The 13,658-nt window shown below is 71.9% G+C and carries 15 protein-coding genes; 8 read left to right on the top strand and 7 right to left on the bottom strand.

Annotated elements, in window-relative coordinates; all coding sequences use genetic code 11:
- Window positions 1-60: 60 nt before the first annotated feature.
- Entirely contained in the window at window positions 61-477 is a 417-nt protein-coding gene (locus tag ACFYOB_RS33915) for a Fur family transcriptional regulator (protein ID WP_328927542.1), read from the bottom strand.
- 130 nt (window positions 478-607) lie between these two features.
- Here ACFYOB_RS33915 and ACFYOB_RS33910 point away from each other — a divergent pair, with 130 nt between their 5' ends.
- Window positions 608-2,077: a catalase gene (locus ACFYOB_RS33910; RefSeq protein WP_388566750.1), complete on the top strand. Its 1,470-nt coding sequence runs from the start codon at window positions 608-610 to the stop codon at window positions 2,075-2,077.
- A 65-nt stretch (window positions 2,078-2,142) separates the two neighbouring features.
- Here the strand turns inward: ACFYOB_RS33910 and ACFYOB_RS33905 are convergent, their stop codons facing one another.
- Window positions 2,143-2,535: a cyclic nucleotide-binding/CBS domain-containing protein gene (locus tag ACFYOB_RS33905; protein WP_376679433.1), complete on the bottom strand. Its 393-nt coding sequence runs from the start codon at window positions 2,533-2,535 to the stop codon at window positions 2,143-2,145.
- 137 nt (window positions 2,536-2,672) lie between these two features.
- Window positions 2,673-3,476, bottom strand: coding sequence for a histidinol-phosphatase (hisN, locus tag ACFYOB_RS33900; protein WP_388566747.1), 804 nt, complete (start codon window positions 3,474-3,476; stop codon window positions 2,673-2,675).
- A gap of 101 nt (window positions 3,477-3,577) precedes the next feature.
- On the opposite strand from hisN, the gene ACFYOB_RS33895 reads away from it, so the two are divergent.
- A complete protein-coding gene (locus ACFYOB_RS33895; protein WP_388566745.1) occupies window positions 3,578-4,117 on the top strand; it encodes a TetR/AcrR family transcriptional regulator in 540 nt (179 codons plus the stop codon).
- On the opposite strand, the gene ACFYOB_RS33890 is transcribed toward ACFYOB_RS33895, so the two are convergent.
- From ACFYOB_RS33890 to ACFYOB_RS33875, 4 genes are all read right to left on the bottom strand, one after another.
- The gene (locus tag ACFYOB_RS33890; RefSeq protein WP_388566742.1) at window positions 4,083-4,406 is read right to left on the bottom strand and encodes a DMT family transporter; all 324 of its coding nucleotides are present in this window, start codon (window positions 4,404-4,406) and stop codon (window positions 4,083-4,085) included. The genes ACFYOB_RS33895 and ACFYOB_RS33890 overlap by 35 nt on opposite strands.
- 128 nt (window positions 4,407-4,534) lie before the next feature.
- Window positions 4,535-5,545: a ribosome small subunit-dependent GTPase A gene (rsgA, locus tag ACFYOB_RS33885; protein WP_388566739.1), complete on the bottom strand. Its 1,011-nt coding sequence runs from the start codon at window positions 5,543-5,545 to the stop codon at window positions 4,535-4,537.
- Window positions 5,546-5,553: 8 nt separating this feature from the next.
- The gene (gene aroA / locus ACFYOB_RS33880; protein WP_388566737.1) at window positions 5,554-6,936 is read right to left on the bottom strand and encodes a 3-phosphoshikimate 1-carboxyvinyltransferase; all 1,383 of its coding nucleotides are present in this window, start codon (window positions 6,934-6,936) and stop codon (window positions 5,554-5,556) included.
- Between the two features lie 53 nt (window positions 6,937-6,989).
- Window positions 6,990-7,703, bottom strand: coding sequence for a M50 family metallopeptidase (locus ACFYOB_RS33875; protein WP_388566734.1), 714 nt, complete (start codon window positions 7,701-7,703; stop codon window positions 6,990-6,992).
- A gap of 81 nt (window positions 7,704-7,784) precedes the next feature.
- Here ACFYOB_RS33875 and ACFYOB_RS33870 point away from each other — a divergent pair, with 81 nt between their 5' ends.
- The 6 genes from ACFYOB_RS33870 (at window position 7,785) to ACFYOB_RS33845 (ending at window position 13,542) form a co-directional block, all read left to right on the top strand.
- The gene (locus ACFYOB_RS33870) at window positions 7,785-8,603 is read left to right on the top strand and encodes an SOS response-associated peptidase (protein WP_388566732.1); all 819 of its coding nucleotides are present in this window, start codon (window positions 7,785-7,787) and stop codon (window positions 8,601-8,603) included.
- Window positions 8,604-8,640: 37 nt separating this feature from the next.
- Window positions 8,641-9,303, top strand: a complete 663-nt coding sequence (locus ACFYOB_RS33865) for an alpha/beta family hydrolase (RefSeq protein WP_388566730.1) — start codon at window positions 8,641-8,643, stop codon at window positions 9,301-9,303.
- 333 nt (window positions 9,304-9,636) lie between these two features.
- Window positions 9,637-10,281: a sigma-70 family RNA polymerase sigma factor gene (locus tag ACFYOB_RS33860; protein WP_328930412.1), complete on the top strand. Its 645-nt coding sequence runs from the start codon at window positions 9,637-9,639 to the stop codon at window positions 10,279-10,281.
- Window positions 10,278-10,631 carry a mycothiol system anti-sigma-R factor gene (gene rsrA, locus ACFYOB_RS33855; RefSeq protein ID WP_388566727.1) on the top strand — a complete coding sequence of 118 codons (354 nt, stop codon included), beginning with the start codon at window positions 10,278-10,280 and terminating at the stop codon, window positions 10,629-10,631. The genes ACFYOB_RS33860 and rsrA overlap by 4 nt, the downstream gene beginning before the upstream one ends.
- Before the next feature lie 185 nt (window positions 10,632-10,816).
- Complete coding sequence (locus ACFYOB_RS33850; RefSeq protein ID WP_388566725.1) at window positions 10,817-12,286, top strand: HD-GYP domain-containing protein; 1,470 nt, start codon at window positions 10,817-10,819, stop codon at window positions 12,284-12,286.
- Window positions 12,283-13,542 carry an HD-GYP domain-containing protein gene (locus ACFYOB_RS33845; protein ID WP_388566723.1) on the top strand — a complete coding sequence of 420 codons (1,260 nt, stop codon included), beginning with the start codon at window positions 12,283-12,285 and terminating at the stop codon, window positions 13,540-13,542. The genes ACFYOB_RS33850 and ACFYOB_RS33845 overlap by 4 nt, the downstream gene beginning before the upstream one ends.
- Window positions 13,543-13,658: the final 116 nt, after the last annotated feature.

Genomic DNA, 13,658 nt, shown 5'->3' with positions numbered 1-13,658 from the left:
AAGGGGCCTGGAGCGTTCGGCTCCCGGCCCCTTGCACTTGTCGTCCGCTGTGGACTGCGGCTATGCGCCGGCGCAGTTCGGGCACACCCCGCGGTACGTCACCTCGACCGCCGACACGACGAAGCCGAAGCGCTCCGTGTCCGGCAGGTCGGCCAGCGGGTTGCCCGCCGGGTGGACGTCGCGGATCGCGCCGCACTGGGCGCAGACCAGGTGCTGGTGCGGCCGGTGGGCGTTCGGGTCGTACCGCTTGGCGCGGCGGTCCGTGGAGACTTCCAGGACCTCGCCCAGGGACACGAGCTCCCCGAGCGTGTTGTAGACCGTCGCCCGGGAGATCTCCGGCAGCTTGGCCACCGCGCGCGCGTGCACTTCGTCGGCCGTCAGGTGAACGTGGTCACCGTCGAGCACCTCGGCCACGACGCGCCGCTGTGCGGTCATGCGCCATCCGCGTCCGCGAAGTCGTTCCAGCAGGTCACTCATGGGAACCAGCCTAACAGCGAGGGGACTGCGTGTAACTCCCGAACCAGTTCGGACTTGGATGCTTACTTGACTTAGACAAAGTCCATTGTAGGGTCGAGTACGGCACAGGCCGAGGACAGGACATGCAGGAATGACGCAGGAGGCGCACGTGACGCAGGGACCGCTCACCACGGAGGCCGGAGCTCCGGTCGCCGACAACCAGAACAGCGAGACCGCCGGCGTCGGCGGCCCCGTCCTGGTCCAGGACCAGCTGCTGCTGGAGAAGCTCGCGCACTTCAACCGCGAGCGCATCCCGGAGCGCGTGGTGCACGCCCGCGGCGCCGGTGCGTACGGCACCTTCACGCTGACCCGTGACGTCTCCCAGTGGACCCGCGCCAAGTTCCTGTCCGAGGTCGGCAAGCAGACCGAGACCTTCCTGCGCTTCTCCACCGTCGCGGGCAACCTCGGCAGCGCCGACGCCGTGCGCGACCCCCGCGGCTGGGCGCTGAAGTTCTACACCGAAGAGGGCAACTACGACCTCGTCGGCAACAACACCCCGGTGTTCTTCATCAAGGACGCCATCAAGTTCCCCGACTTCATCCACACCCAGAAGCGCGACCCGTACACGGGCTCGCAGGAGGCGGACAACGTCTGGGACTTCTGGGGTCTGTCGCCCGAGTCGACCCACCAGGTGACCTGGCTGTTCGGTGACCGCGGCATCCCGGCGTCCTACCGCCACATGAACGGCTACGGCTCGCACACGTTCCAGTGGAACAACGAGGCCGGCGAGGTCTTCTGGGTCAAGTACCACTTCAAGACCGACCAGGGCATCGTGAACCTCACCCAGGCCGAGGCCAACAAGCTCGCCGGTGAGGACCCCGACTCGCACCAGCGCGACCTGCGCGAGGCCATCGAGCGCGGCGACTTCCCGACCTGGACCGTGCAGGTCCAGATCATGCCGGCGGCCGAGGCGGCCGGGTACCGCTTCAACCCGTTCGACCTCACCAAGGTGTGGCCGCACGAGGACTACCCTCCGATCGAGATCGGCAAGCTGGAGCTCAACCGCAACCCGGAGAACGTCTTCGCCGAGGTCGAGCAGAGCATCTTCAGCCCGGCTCATTTCGTACCCGGCATCGGTCCCTCCCCGGACAAGATGCTCCAGGGCCGTCTCTTCGGCTACGGCGACGCGCACCGCTACCGCGTCGGCATCAACGCCGACCACCTGCCGGTGAACCGCCCGCACGCCACCGAGGCGCGCACCAACTCCCGTGACGGCTACCTGTACGACGGCCGCCACAAGGGCGCGAAGAACTACGAGCCGAACTCCTTCGGCGGCCCGCACCAGACGGACCGCCCGCTGTGGCAGCCCATCGACGTGACCGGTGGCACGGGCAACCACGCAGCCGCCGTGCACAGCGAGGACAACGACTTCGTCCAGGCGGGCAACCTCTACCGCCTGTACTCCGAGGACGAGAAGTCCCGTCTGATCGAGAACCTGGCCGGCTTCATAGCCAAGGTCTCCCGTGACGACATCGCCGAGCGCGCGATCGACAACTTCCGCCAGGCGGACGGCGACTTCGGCAAGCGGCTGGAAGCCGCGGTCCAGGCCCTTCGCGGCTGATACGGATCGCTTGCCGTTGCGGGACGGCGGGCCGGAACCCCACGGGGTTGCGGCCCGCCGTCGTTCTATGCGGGAACCGTCCGGCGCGCCGGTACCCAGCAGCGGATGACGTCGCGTACGGAGACGATGCCCACCGGGCCGCCGTTCTCCAGCACGATCAGATGCCGGAAGCCGCCGTGGGCCATCGCCTCGGCGGCCTCCTGCACCGTGGCGTCGGGGGTGCAGAACACGACGTTGTTGGTGGTGTGCGCGCCCACGGACTCGCGGTCGGGATCGTGGCCCGCGCCGATCGAGTTGAGGATGTCGCGCTCGGTCAGGATGCCGATTCCGCTGTGCTCGGGGTCGAGTACGACGGCCGCGCCGACGCGCCGGCCGGACATCAGGCAGGCCGCCTGACGCAGGGTGTGTGCGGGTCCGAGGGTGAGGATCACGGTGCTCATTGCGTCACGGACGAGCATGAAGAGAGCCACCTCCTGGGTGAGTCCCTCCGCTTGGGTGGGGTGCGGAGGGGAATCCAAGAGAATGGATTCACAAGCGCACAAGCGGGGGGATTCTCAGATTCCCACGGACACGCAGGGTCAACAAGAGGGCACGCTCAGGCGCGTGGGCGCAAGTGCTCCAGCATCTCTTCGTGGAGGAGCCCGTTCGAGGCCGCCGCGTTCCCGCCGTGCACCCCGTCCACCCCGTCCAGGCTCGTGAAACGGCCGCCCGCCTCCTGGACCACGACCGCGATCGCGGCCATGTCCCACAGGTTCAGCTCCGGCTCGGCGCACAGGTCCAGCGAACCCTCCGCGACCATCATGTACGGCCAGAAGTCGCCGTAGCCGCGCGTACGCCAGCACGCGCGGGTCAGGTCCAGGAATCCGGGGAGGCGGCCCTGCTCCTCCCAGCCGCTCAGCGAGGAGTACGCGAACGAGGCGTCGGCCAGCGTGCCCACCTTCGACACGCCGATCGCGCTGGTCGCGCCGAGCGCGCCGCCCGCGAAGGCGCCCCCGCCCTGCGCGGCCCACCAGCGCCGGCCCAGCGCCGGCGCCGACACCACGCCGACCACCGGACGGAAGACCCCGTCGGCGCCCTCGGCCATCAGGGAGATCAGGGTGGCCCAGACGGGCACCCCGCGCACGTAGTTCTTCGTGCCGTCGATCGGGTCCACGACCCAGCGGCGCGGGCCGCTGCCCTTCAGGCCGTACTCCTCGCCCAGGATCGCGTCGCCCGGCCGCGCGGCCGCGATGCCCGCGCGGATGATCTCCTCGGCGGCCTTGTCCGCCTCACTCACCGGGGTCATGTCCGGCTTCGTCTCGACCTTCAGGTCGAGGGCTCGGAACCGCTCCATCGTGGCGACGTCCGCCGCGTCGGCGAGTTCGAGGGCAAGGCGCAGGTCATCGTCATACTCGGACATGGCCGAACAGTATCGCGGCCGGTGGCGCGGCCGGGACGCGCCCTTGACAGCATCTGTCGCCCCGTCAACTCTGGCCCTGAAGCCAAACGGGGGAGGCGCATGTGCCGGCAGCCCGGGAAACCCTGCTGGAGGCGGCGGGAGCGGCGCTCGCGGCGCGCCCCTGGCCGGCCGTGCGGATGGTGGACGTGGCGGCGGCCGCCGGAGTGTCCCGGCAGACCCTCTACAACGAGTTCGGCGGCAAGAGCGGCCTCGGCCGCGCCCTGGTCCGGCGCGAGGGCGAGCGGTACCTCGAGGGCGTGGAGCGGGCCCTGACCGTCCCGGGCCGGACCGCCGAGCGGCTGGCCGCGGTCGCGGAGTGGACCGTACGGGCGGCCCGCGCCTATCCCCTCGTACGGGCCCTGCTGACCGGGTTCTGGGATCCGGACCTGCCCGCCGCGGGCCGGGCGCCCGGGCCCGGTGAGCTCGCCCGGACCGTGCGCGACCGGGCGGTCGCCGTGCTGATGCCCGCGGCGGACGCCGAGCGGTGCGAACTCGCCGTACGGCTCGCCCTCTCCTACGTGGTCGCGCCGGGGGAGGAGCCGGGGGCGGGCGAGCTGCTCCGGCTGCTCAGTGCGCAGAACCGGACAGCTGGAGCCCGATGACCCCGAGGATCACCATCGAGATCGAGACGAGCTTGAGGGTGGAGACCAGGTCGCCGAGGAAGACCATGCCGTAGATCGCCGTCCCCGCGGCGCCGATGCCCGTCCACACCGCGTACGCCGGGCCCACGTCCAGCTTCTTCAGTGCCAGCGTCAGCAGACCGAAGCTGCCGAGGGCGAAGCACGCGAAGGCGATGGTCGGCCACAGCCGCGTGAAGCCGTGGGACAGCTTGAGACAAACCGCGAAGCCGGTCTCCAGGATTCCCGCGACCACGACGAGCAGCCACGCCATGTCGAATGCCTCCCCGCGTCACGTGCCTTCGCGCCACTCGGTGCGATTATGCATTTATCCAGACACGATCTTCGGCAAACCCCGTCGGCCCCGCCGGACCCCTCGGCCCGGCCGCCCCCGCGAAACGGTCAGTCGCCCTCGCGGCGCTCCCGCGTCTCCAGCAGCCGCCGCAGCGAATACAGCCGCGCCGGGTCCGCGTGACCGTCCTCCACCCACTTGTCGAGCGCGCAGTCCTGCTCGTCGTGGCTGCACGCGCGCGGGCACTCCTCGGTGCCGGGCACCAGGTCCGGGAACGCCAGGATCACCCGGGACGGATCCACGTGGTGCAGGCCGAAGGAGCGCACGCCGGGGGTGTCGATCACCCAGCCCTCCATCCCGGGCAGCGGCAGCGCCAGTGCCGAGGTGGTGGTGTGACGGCCGCGCCCGGTGACCGCGTTGACCACGCCGGTCGCCCGCTTGCGGTCCGGCGCCACCAGCGAGTTGACCAGGGTGGTCTTGCCGACGCCCGAGTGCCCCACGAACGCGGTGATCCGGCCCTCCAGGCGCTCGCGCACCTTGGCGGCCGCGTCGCCCGTCGCGAGGTCCTCGCGGTTGGTCACGACGTAGTTGACGCCGAGCGTCGAGTAGATCTCCAGGATCTTGTCGGCGGACGTCAGGTCGGACTTGGTCAGCACCAGGAGCGGCTCCAGGCCGGCGTCGTACGCCGCCACCAGGCAGCGGTCGATCATCCGGGGCCGCGGCTCCGGGTCGGCCAGGGCCGTGACGATGGCCAGCTGGTCGGCGTTGGCGACGACCACGCGCTCGTACGGGTCGTCGTCGTCGGCCGTGCGCCGCAGGACGGACTTGCGCTCCTCGATCCGGACGATCCGGGCGAGGGTGTCCTTCTTGCCGGACAGGTCACCGACGATCCAGACCCGGTCGCCGACCACCGCCGCCTTGCGGCCCAGTTCCCTGGACTTCATCGCGTGGACCGTGCGGCCGTCGACCAGGCAGGTCAGCCGGCCGCGGTCGACGGTCAGGACGAAGCCCTCGGAGGCGTCCTCGTGCTTGGGCCGGATGTTGGTCCTGGGCCGGTTGCCCTTGGGGTTGGGGCGCTGGCGGATGTCGTCCTCGTCGGTGTGCTTGCCGTACCTGCGCATGACGGGCCCTACGCTCCCGCACCCGCCGTGCGGACCCCGGAGTCCCCGGCGTCTCCCGCGAGCATGTCCGTCCACATCTGCGGGAAGTCCGGCAGGGTCTTCGCGGTCGTCGCCACGTTCTCGATCAGTACGCCCTCCACCGCCAGGCCGATCACCGCGCCCGCGGTGGCCATCCGGTGGTCGTCGTACGTGTGGAAGGTGCCGCCGTGCAGCGGCCGCGGCCGGATGCGCAGGCCGTCCGCGGTCTCGGTGACGTCGCCGCCGAGCGCGTTGATCTCCTTGGTCAGCGCGGCCAGCCGGTCCGTCTCGTGCAGCCGCAGGTGCGCGACCCCGCGCAGGACGGACTCCGAGTCGGCCAGGGCCGCCACCGCGGCGATGCCCGGGGTGAGCTCGCCGACCTCGCCCAGGTCCACGTCGATGCCGTGGATCTTGCCGGTGCCGGTGAACACCAGGCCCGCGTCGGTCAGTTCGCAGGAACCGCCCATCTCCGTGAAGATCCTGCGCAGCGCGTCACCGGGCTGCGTGGTGCGGCGCGGCCAGTCCGGGATGGTGACCGTGCCGCCGGTGATCAGGGCCGCGGCCAAGAAGGGCTGGGCGTTGGACAGGTCCGGCTCCACGACCATGTCGCGGCCCAGCAGCGCGCCGGGGGTCACCCGCCACACGTTCTTCTCGCCGCCCGCCTCGGGTGTGTCGACCTGGGCGCCCGCCGCGCGCAGCATCTCCACGGTCATCCGGATGTGCGGCATCGACGGCAGGGTCGTGCCCACGTGCCGGACCTCGACGCCCTGGTTGAAGCGCGGGGCGGAGAGCAGCAGCGCGGAGACGAACTGCGAGGAGTTGCTTGCGTCGATCTCGACGGTGCCGCCCTCCAGCGCCCCGCCGCCCTGGACGGTCATGGGCAGGGCGCCCCGGCCGTCGTCGTCGATGCGGGCGCCCAGCGCGCGCAGGGCGCTGATGACCTGGCCGAGCGGGCGCTCGTAGGAGCGCGGGTCGCCGTCGAAGCGGATGTCGCCGTCGGCGAGGGTGGCGACGGGGGGCAGGAAGCGCATGACCGTGCCCGCGTTGCCGACGTCCACGGTCGTCGGGCCGTGCAGGGCCGCCGGGATGATCCGCCAGGCCTCGCCGCCGACCGTGCCGCTGGGGGATCCGGCGGAGCTGGAGGAGACGGTCTCCTCGATGCCGACGCCCATCGCGCGCAGGGCGTCCGACATCAGCTGGGAGTCGCGCGAGCGCAGCGGGCGGCGCACCCAGCCCGGCTCGGCGGCGAGCGCGGCGAGCACGAGGGCCCGGTTGGTGACCGACTTGGACCCCGGCACGGTGACGGTGGCGTGGACGGCCGAGTCGGCGGTCGGGGCGGGCCAGAGGGCGGGGACAGCGGGGGTCTCGGTCATGGCCACCACTTTAGTGGCTTCCTCCGGCACCAGATCTTGATCGCTGCGCCGTCTCAGAGGCCGAGAAGCCAACGGCCGCCGCCCACCAGCGAGCACAGGGCGACAACATGGAAGAGGAGCAGCCACACCACCGGGTGCACGTGTGTGAGCCGTCCGAGCTGGTCGGCGTCGGAATCGGGCGCCCCGCCGTGCCGCCGCTTGGCCCCGAGCTCGAAGACCGGCCGGACGCCGCCGAGCAGCAGGAACCACACCACCGCGTACGCGAAGACGGCCTGCACGTCGGCCGGGGCCCACCAGGACACCAGCACGAAGGCGCCGCCGGTCAGTACGACGGTCAGGACCCCGTACGCGTTCCGGATCATCACCAGCATCGCCAGCAGCAGGGCGGTGGCCACCCACAGCAGCAGCGTGATCCGGTGCGCGGACAGCAGTGCCGCCCCGCCGAGCCCGAGCAGCGAGGGGGCGGTGTACCCGGCGGCGGCGGTCAGGATCATGCCGAGGCCGGTCGGGCTGCCCACGCTGAGCGTGACCCCGCTGGTGTCGGAGTGCAGCCGTATCCCTTGGAGCCGGCGCCTGGTCAGCAGCGCCAGCAGGCCGTGCCCGCCCTCGTGCGCGATGGTCACGGCGTTGCGCGACAGCCGCCACAGCGGGCGGATGCCCACGGCGGCCAGCGCGGCCAGGCCCGTCACGATCACCAGCCACAGCTCGGGCGGGGTCTGTATGCCCGTGAGCCGGTCCCACAGGCCGGCGGTCGTGGTGCTGTCCATGAGGTGGCGGACTCCTTGCGGTAGTGGTCTGGGGGCACCTCCCAGCGTTAGCCGGGGGAGGGCCATGGCAGTGTGGCAGCCATGTGCGGAAGGTATGCAGCGAGCCGTGGGCCCGAGGACCTGGTGGAGGTCTTCGGCATCGAGAAGTGGGAGCCGGAGGAGACGCTGGCCCCCGACTGGAACGTGGCGCCGACGAAAGAGGTCCGCGTCGTCCTCGACCGTCCCGTGAAAGACGCTCCGACTCCGCGTCCGGTTCGCCAGCTGCGCGTCCTGAAGTGGGGGCTCGTTCCCTCCTGGGCCAAGAACCCCGACGGCGCCGCCCGGATGATCAATGCCCGCTCCGAGACCCTCGCCGAGAAGCCGTCCTTCCGCCGGCCCTTCGCCCAGCGCCGCTGCATCATCCCCGCCGACGGCTATTACGAGTGGGTCACCGCCCACGACGAGCGGCAGCTGGAGGTGGAGGGGAAGAAGAAGCGGGCCCGCAAGCAGCCCTACTTCGTGCTCCCCGCCGACGGCTCCGTCTTCGCCATGGCCGGGATCTACGAGTTCTGGCGCGACCGGACGCTGCCCGACGAGCACCCGCTCGCCTGGTGGGTCACCTGCTCGGTGATCACCACCGAGGCCGAGACCGGGCCGCTGGGCGTGGCTCCCGCCGAGGGGCCGCGCTCCCTGTCCGACATCCACCCGCGGATGCCGCTCATGCTGACCCCCGACCGCTGGGACGCCTGGCTGGACCCCGCGAACACCGACACCGAGGGCTCGCTGCGGCGCCTGTTGGAGCCGCCGCCGGGCGGCTTGATGCGGGCCTATCCGGTCTCCACCGCGGTGAGCAACGTCCGGAACAACGGTCCGGAGCTGCTGGAGGAGCTCGCCGCGCCGGAGGAGGCCACCCTCTTCTAGGCCCGGCCGCGGACCCGTCCGCGTGCAGGATGGATCCATGACCGGATCCATGACCACGCGTACCGAGAGCGTCGAGACCCCGGCGGGCGAGGCCCGCATCACCTGGTACACCGCCCGCAAGTCCAGGCTCGTCCTCGCACTGGGCCACGGCGCCGGCGGCGGCGTCGAGGCCCGCGACCTCCAGGCGCTGGCCGCGGCCCTGCCGGCCCGGGGGATCACCGTGGCCCTGGTCGAACAGCCCTGGCGGGTCGCCGGGAAGAAGGTCGCCGCCGCTCCCAAGGTGCTCGACGAAGGATGGCGCGCGCTGTGGCCGGCACTGGCAGGCCCCGGGCTGCCCGTGGTCGCGGGCGGCCGCAGCGCCGGGGCCCGGGTGGCCTGCCGGACCGCGGCCGCACTGGGCGCGGCCGGGGTGCTGGCGCTGGCTTTCCCGCTGCACCCGCCGGGCCGGCCGGAGAAGTCCCGGGCCGAGGAGCTGCTCGGCGCCGGGCTGCCCACCCTGGTGGTCCAGGGCGGCCGGGACTCCTTCGGGCGTCCGCAGGAGTTCCCGGAGCCGGCCGCGGGGGTCCCGTACGCGCTGGTGGAGGTCGCGTACGCGGACCACGGCTTCGCCGTGCCGAAGAAGGCGGAGACCACCCAGGAGGAGGCCCTCGGGGTGATCACGGAGGCGGTGGCCGAGTGGCTCGCGGCCCTGGAGGCTTGACCGCGACCTGACATATTCCGGGGTGATCCGGATCACTCCGGCCCGCCGTCGGCCATGCGGGCCCGTACGGAGGCCGAAAACCGGGCCCCTGCGGGGAATGCGCCGCCCGCGCCTTCTGTTGTCCCGGATGTCGGTACGCACGGGATTTCGTCGGAGGAGAGGGAGCGCATGACCCAGGTCATCAGCCAGAACCGTCCGCAGGCCGCTGACCTGGACTGGACGGTGCTTCCTGGCCCGAAGCGCAGCTCGCTTCGGGCGGCGGAGGGCCGGGAAGGTCGACTATTCTCCGATTCGAGCGGCTCCGCTTTCGGAGTCGCCACGCAGTCGGAGGAGGTGGGTCCTGTCGCTGGGACCGACGAAGGCCACGCGGAGGAAACGACCCTGGAGCGCAACGCGCGCTTCGAGCGGGACGCCCTCGGCTACCTCGACCAGATGTACTCGGCCGCGCTGCGCATGACGCGCAACCCGGCCGACGCCGAGGACCTGGTCCAGGAGACGTACGCGAAGGCATACGCGTCCTTCCACCAGTTCCGCGAAGGCACCAACCTGAAGGCGTGGCTCTACCGCATTCTGACCAACACGTTCATCAACTCCTACCGCAAGAAGCAGCGCGAGCCCCAGCGCAGCGCCGCGGAGGAGATCGAGGACTGGCAGCTGGCACGCGCCGAGTCGCACATGTCGACCGGCCTGCGTTCCGCCGAGTCGCAGGCGCTCGACCACTTGCCCGATTCGGACGTGAAGGAAGCGCTCCAGGCCATTCCCGAGGAGTTCCGCATCGCGGTCTACCTTGCCGACGTAGAGGGCTTTGCGTACAAGGAGATCGCCGACATCATGGGTACACCCATCGGTACGGTCATGTCGCGACTGCACCGTGGCCGCCGTCAACTCCGTGGAATGCTGGAGGACTATGCCCGTGAGCGCGGGATGGTCCCCGCGGGCGCGGGAGAGTCGAACGACAGGAAAGGCTCGGGCTCATGAGTTGCGGAGAGCCGCACGAGACGGAGTGCTCTGAGGTCCTGGACCACCTTTACGAGTTCCTCGACCATGAGATGCCCGACAGTGACTGCACGAAGTTCGAGACACACTTCGGCGAGTGCAACCCCTGTCTGGAGAAGTACGGCCTGGAACAGGCCGTGAAGAAGCTGGTGAAGCGCTGCTGCGGATCGGACGACGTGCCGACCGACCTGCGGTCGAAGGTGATGGGCCGGATCGAGCTGATCCGGTCGGGGCAGGCCGTGCCGGACCACGACGTCACAGCCGACGTCACCTCCGACTTCGGGGCCGACGTCACGGCGGACGCCACCGCGGACAATCCGGCAGCAGGATGACGCGGCGGTTGTGAACAACCGCCCCCGGAGAGGTACTTCGTTCACCCGAAGGTGCTAATCCGGGGGCGTCCGTATGGCGCAATACGAAAATGTGGCCCACTTCGCTCGGGGCCCCACTTATTCTCCCCATTCGGTACCGGTCCGATTCGGTACCCGGCCTGAACGGCTCAGGGGAGGAGAGCACCATGCGGGTACTTCCTCCGGGAGCGCGCGGATACATCCTGTGCGCCGTCCTCGCGGCAGTCGCATGCGTCGCCCCGGCCTTCGCCGATTCCGGTACGCCCTGGGCGTCCGTGGCACTGCTCGCCGTGCTCTACCTCGGCTGCGAGCTCGTGAAGATCTGGCCGCTGCCGGGCAGCCGGGTTCCCGAGGGCATCGGCTCCTTCTTCCCCGTGGTGCTGGCCGCCGTCTTCCTGCTGCCGCCGCCCGCCGCCGCGCTCGTGGCGCTGCCCGGCGCCCTCGCGGGGACCGTGGTCCAACGGCCCGCCTGGGTGCGCCGGGTGTGGCACGGCGCGCAGCAGTCGACAGCCGCCTGGGTCGCCGGGCAGACGTACCGGCTGCTGCGCGGCCCGGCGGCGCTGGGCTCCTCCGGGGGCTCCGGGCCGCCGGGTGCGGCGGACCCGCCCGTCTGGGTGGCCGACTTCCCGTACGTGATGCTCCCCGCGGCGGCCTCGGCCGTCGCCTTCTGCCTGGTGCTCACCGCCCTCGACGGGGGCATCCTGGCCACCGCGGAACGCCGGCCCGCCGCCACCGCCTGGCGCGGGCTGCTCACCCGGTCCCTCGCCCCGCACTGTGTGCACGGCCTGGCCGGGCTGATGATGGCCGTCATGTGGCGCAGCCCGTACGGCCTCCCGGCCGCGCTGCTCGTCCTGCTGCCGATGTACATCTCCTGCTGGGTCTTCGCCCAGTACCACCGCGAACGCGCCGCCCACCAGGCCACCATCCGCGCGCTCGTCCAGGCCGTCGACATCAAGGACCGCTACACGCGCGGCCACAGCGAACGGGTCGGCCAGGCCTCCGCGATGATCGCCCGCGAGCTGGGCATGGCCGAGGACCGCCTGGAGGTCGTCCGCATCGCGGGGATCCTGCACGACGTCGGCAAGCTCGGCGTCCCGACGCGGCTGCTGCGCAAGGACGGGCCGCTCACCCCGGAAGAGCGCCGCGTCATCGAACTGCACCCCGAGTACGGGCACGAGATGGTGCGCGGGATCGGCTTCCTCGGGGAGGCCCGGTCCGCGATCCTGCACCACCACGAGCGGGTCGACGGCTCCGGCTACCCGTACGGGCTGACCGGCGACCAGATCCCGGTACTGGCCCGGGTGGTGGCCGTGGCCGACGCCTTCGACGCGATGACCTCCACCCGCTCGTACAGCCGGGCCCGGCCCGTGGAGGTCGCCCTGGCGGAACTGGCGCGGTGCGCGGGGGCGCAGTTCGACCCGGCGATGGTGGGGGCCCTGACCGGGGCCGTCGGACGGCACGGCTGGCATCCGGTGGTCACCTCCGACGACGACCTCCAGGTGATCAGCGGCGGCTCGCCCACCGGGGGCGGGACCGGGGCGCCGACCCTGGCCGCCCTGCCCGGCCAGGGCGGCCAGGGCGCCCGCCCGGCCGCGGTCAGCCCTGCGTCCCCCGCTCCGCCCGGGGCCGGCACGTGAGGCGGGCCGCCGTCTGGACGGTGCGGGGCGCGGCCGCAACGCTCACGGCCGCCGGACTCGGGCACACCCTGTGGAACGGGCTCGCCGAACCCGGCGCCGCCCTGGCCTTCGGGATCCTGATCACCATCGGCGAGCTCGCCCGCCGCGACCGGCGCGAACCCACCGACCGCCGGCCCGCGCCGCTCGGCTCCGCCGGAGCCCTCGCCTACGCCCTGCTCGGCCAGCTCGCCGGGCGGCCCACCCACCACGGGGTGCTGCAGATCGTCGCGGTCGTCGTCGCGGCCGCCCTCGCCGGGACCGTCCCGCACGTCGCCCGGGGCCGCGGCCCCGCCCTGGACCACGTCGCCCGCCGGGTCCTCACCGTCGCGTTCGCCGCCGTCTGTTTCCAGCCTCTCTACAACTCGGGCCGTCTGGAGGAGCGGGTGGGCCAGGGCCCGTACCTCGTCCTCTTCCTGCTCCTCCTCCTCGGCCTCACCGCCCTGTGCGACGCCGTGCTCGCCGCCGCCCTCGCCGCGGCCCGGACCGGCTGGCCGTACGGGCCCCTGCTGCGCGACGAGCTGCGCGCCCAGCTCGGCATCGGCTCGGCGATCTGCGCCACCGGCGTCGTGATGGCCCTCGGCGTGGCGGGCGCGGGGCTGTGGGCCCTGCCCGTGTTCAGCGTGCCGCTGCTGCTGACCCAGATGTCCTTCCACCGGATCACCGCGATCCGCACCACCTACCGCCAGACCATCACCTCCCTGGCCCGGGCCACGGAGATCGCCGGCTGCACCCCGCCCGGCCACTCCCGCCGGGTCGCCTCCCTGAGCTGCGCCGTCGGCCGGGAGCTGGGGCTGTCGGAGCGGGAGCTCACGGTGCTGGAGTACGCCGCGCTGATGCACGACATCGGGCAGCTCTCCCTCGTCGACCCGGTCCCGGACGGGGCGACCGCGCGGCTGCCCGCCGCCGAGGCCCGGCGGATCGCCGAGCTGGGCGGGGAGGTGGCCCGCCAGACCGGGGTGCCGCCGGAGGTCGCCGTGGTGGTGGAGCGGCAGGCGGATCCCTACCGGGAGCAGCCCGTCGCCGCCCGCATCGTGCGGGCGGTCAACGCGTACGACGACCTGGCAGGCGGGAACCGTCACCCGGGCGGCTCACTGGCCGCTCTGGAGCAGCTCCGGCTGGGCACCGGGCACGAGTACCAGCCGGAGGTCGTAGAGGGCTTGGCAAGGGTTCTGGCCAGGGGCGGACGTGACAGAGTTGTTCCTGTCCAACCTGGGTAACCCATGGGTAATGAGCGGCCGTCCGAGTGGGCATGGTTGGATGCCAGTAAGAGGGACCGTGAGAGTGTCCGCAAGGCTGCACCGTAGTCCCCCAGCTACCGCTGGGTGGTGCCCCC

The organism is Streptomyces sp. NPDC006463 (assembly GCF_042870715.1).
In the GTDB taxonomy this organism is placed as follows: domain Bacteria; phylum Actinomycetota; class Actinomycetes; order Streptomycetales; family Streptomycetaceae; genus Streptomyces.
This window is presented reverse-complemented; position numbering and strand designations above follow the sequence as displayed.

Excerpts from the sequence above, each read along its gene's own strand:
- ACFYOB_RS33915 (WP_328927542.1), bottom strand. The coding sequence starts at position 477 with ATGAGTGACCTGCTGGAACGACTTCGCGGACGCGGATGGCGCATGACC.
- ACFYOB_RS33910 (WP_388566750.1), top strand. The coding sequence starts at position 608 with ATGACGCAGGAGGCGCACGTGACGCAGGGACCGCTCACCACGGAGGCC.
- ACFYOB_RS33905 (WP_376679433.1), bottom strand. The coding sequence starts at position 2,535 with ATGCTCGTCCGTGACGCAATGAGCACCGTGATCCTCACCCTCGGACCC.
- hisN (WP_388566747.1), bottom strand. The coding sequence starts at position 3,476 with ATGTCCGAGTATGACGATGACCTGCGCCTTGCCCTCGAACTCGCCGAC.
- ACFYOB_RS33890 (WP_388566742.1), bottom strand. The coding sequence starts at position 4,406 with ATGGCGTGGCTGCTCGTCGTGGTCGCGGGAATCCTGGAGACCGGCTTC.
- rsgA (WP_388566739.1), bottom strand. The coding sequence starts at position 5,545 with ATGCGCAGGTACGGCAAGCACACCGACGAGGACGACATCCGCCAGCGC.
- aroA (WP_388566737.1), bottom strand. The coding sequence starts at position 6,936 with ATGACCGAGACCCCCGCTGTCCCCGCCCTCTGGCCCGCCCCGACCGCC.
- ACFYOB_RS33875 (WP_388566734.1), bottom strand. The coding sequence starts at position 7,703 with ATGGACAGCACCACGACCGCCGGCCTGTGGGACCGGCTCACGGGCATA.
- ACFYOB_RS33870 (WP_388566732.1), top strand. The coding sequence starts at position 7,785 with ATGTGCGGAAGGTATGCAGCGAGCCGTGGGCCCGAGGACCTGGTGGAG.
- ACFYOB_RS33865 (WP_388566730.1), top strand. The coding sequence starts at position 8,641 with ATGACCGGATCCATGACCACGCGTACCGAGAGCGTCGAGACCCCGGCG.
- rsrA (WP_388566727.1), top strand. The coding sequence starts at position 10,278 with ATGAGTTGCGGAGAGCCGCACGAGACGGAGTGCTCTGAGGTCCTGGAC.
- ACFYOB_RS33850 (WP_388566725.1), top strand. The coding sequence starts at position 10,817 with ATGCGGGTACTTCCTCCGGGAGCGCGCGGATACATCCTGTGCGCCGTC.